At 69.8% G+C, this 2,625-nt stretch carries 1 protein-coding gene and 1 pseudogene; both read right to left on the reverse strand.

Annotated features, from left to right (window positions below; genetic code table 11):
- Nucleotides 1-48: 48 nt before the first annotated feature.
- Complete coding sequence (locus tag G6020_RS09325) at nucleotides 49-618, reverse strand: NUDIX hydrolase (protein WP_179525180.1); 570 nt, start codon at nucleotides 616-618, stop codon at nucleotides 49-51.
- A gap of 137 nt (nucleotides 619-755) precedes the next feature.
- A pseudogene (locus tag G6020_RS09330) lies at nucleotides 756-2,435 on the reverse strand (CTP synthase); the annotation flags it as partial.
- Nucleotides 2,436-2,625: the final 190 nt, after the last annotated feature.

The raw sequence follows: 2,625 nt of genomic DNA on the forward strand, positions 1-2,625 counted from the left end.
CCGACCGGGTCATCGCGGCACGGCCGGCGTCATCGCCAGGACGCCCCGTCAGCGCCCGGCGATCGACGCGCGCGCGGCGAGGATGCCGGCCACGGCGATGCCGTTGACGATCCGCCCGTCCAGGACGGCGTCCACGGCCTCGGAGAACGGCATCCGGGCCACCTCCATGTCCGCCTCCTCGTGCATGGCCTCCGGCCGGGTCACCTCGCGCAGGCCCCTGGCCAGGAACACGTGGACGCGTTCGGTGCAGAATCCCGGCGACGGAACGATCGAGATCACCGGTTCCCAGGATCTCGCCTCCAGCCCGGTCTCCTCGACCAGTTCGCGCTGCGCGGTCTGGACCGGCTGTTCGCCGTCGACGTCGCACAGTCCGGCCGGCAGTTCCCAGAGCCGCTCCCCCACCGCGTGGCGGTACTGACGGACCAGCGTCACCTGATCGGAGTCATCGAGGGCGATGACCGCGACAGCGTCGTCGTGACCGCAGATCTCGCGGTCGGCGGTGCCCCCGCCCGGCATCGTGAGGGTATCCACACGTAGCCGGACGATCCGGCCGTCGAAGACCTCCCGACTGGCGATGGTGCGGTACTCGTGCGACCCGGGGGCACCGGAGTCGGTCACCTCGATCAGCTCCCGTCCGAGCGGACGTCGGAGGTCAGCTCGGCATCGACGTCATCGGCACGCACGCTGGACGTCTTGGCGTCCGGAGCGGCGACGGTCGCGTGAGCGGACCCACCCGACTGGTCGGCCCGCCACGGCTCGACCGGCAGTCGCATCTCGTTCTCGTAGTCCAGGGCCGCCTTGATGAACGCGGCGAACAGCGGGTGGGGGCGTGTCGGCCGCGACTTGTACTCGGGGTGGGCCTGGGTGGCCACGAAGAAGGGGTGCTGCTCCGGCGGGTACTCGACGAACTCCACCAGGTGGCCGTCGGGCGAGGTGCCGGAGAACCGCAGACCGGACTCGGCGACCTTGTCGCGGTAGGCGTTGTTGACCTCGAACCGGTGTCGGTGCCGTTCGGAGATCTCCGTGGCGCCGTAGGCCTCCGCCACCAGGGACCCCTTGGTGAGCACGGCCGGGTACGCGCCCAGGCGCATCGTCCCGCCGAGATCGGCGTTGCCGGCCACCGCGTCGACCTGGTCCGCCATCGTGGAGATCACCGGATGCTCGGTGTCCGGCTCGAACTCACTGGACGAGGCCCCGTCGAGCCCGACCGACCGGGCCGCCTCGATGACCGAACACTGCAGGCCCAGACACAGTCCGAGCAACGGGATGCGGTTCTTCCGCGACCACGAGATGGCGCCCAGCTTGCCCTCGATCCCACGGATACCGAAACCGCCGGGGATCAGCATGCCGTCGACGCCCCGGAGGGCCTCCCGCGCGCCGGCCTCGGTGGCACAGGCATCGGACTCCACCCACCGGATGTTGACCCTCGCCCGGTGGGCGAACCCGCCTGCGCGCAGGGCCTCGGTCACCGACAGATAGGCGTCGGGCAGGTCGATGTACTTGCCCACCAGGGCGATCTCGACCTCCTCGCGCGGTTCGTGGACTCGCTTGAGGAGTTCACCCCACACGGTCCAGTCGACGTCCCGGAAGGGCAGGTTGAGCTTGCGGATGACGTGGGTGTCGAGATGCTCACCGAAGAGCACCTTCGGGATGTCGTAGATGCTCGGGGCGTCGGGGGTGGAGACCACGCCCTCGAGGTCCACGTCGCACATGAGCGCGATCTTGGACTTGAGCCCGTCCGGCACCTCGCGGTCGCACCGCAGGACGAGGCCGTCCGGGACGATACCGATGGACCGCAGCGCCGCCACGGAGTGCTGGGTGGGCTTGGTCTTGAGCTCACCCGACGGTGCGAGGTACGGGACCAGTGAGACGTGGAGGAAGAAGATGTTCTCGCGTCCGACCTCGTGGCGGACCTGCCGGCAGGCCTCCAGGAAGGGCTGGGACTCGATGTCGCCGACCGTGCCACCGACCTCGGTGATCACCACGTCGGGGCGGCGGCCCTGCTCATCGGGCGCGCCCATCGCGATGATGCGTTCCTTGATCGCGTCGGTGATGTGCGGGATCACCTGGACGGTGTCCCCGAGGTACTCGCCGCGACGCTCCTTGGCGATGACGGCCGAGTACACCTGGCCGGTCGTGACGTTGGCGTTGGCGCTCAGGTCGCGGTCGAGGAAGCGCTCGTAGTGCCCCAGGTCGAGGTCGGCCTCCGCACCGTCCTCGGTGACGAACACCTCCCCGTGCTGGAACGGGTTCATCGTCCCCGGGTCCACGTTGATGTACGGGTCCAGCTTCTGCATGGTCACGCGGAGTCCGCGCGCGGTCAGAAGCTGCCCCAGGCTGGAGGCGGTGAGCCCCTTACCCAGCGACGACGCCACGCCACCGGTGACGAAGATGTGCTTGGTCGCGGACCGCGATGCGGCTCGGTTCAGTGCCAAGGGGACTCCCGTGTCCAGACGCCGGAATGGATGAATGCTGGTGTGGCTCCGGTGCACCCCACGGGGCTTCAGGCTATCACCGAGCGGGCGCGGTGGGGAGCGACGGCACCGCCGCGGTCGCATCCGGGCGCAGCCCGTAGTGTCCCTGCCCCCGCGCGAGCTGCTCCGCCAGCGCGAGCCCCGTGGCCAG

It is taken from the genome of Dietzia sp. B19 (assembly GCF_014145155.1).
Lineage (GTDB): Bacteria > Actinomycetota > Actinomycetes > Mycobacteriales > Mycobacteriaceae > Dietzia > Dietzia natronolimnaea.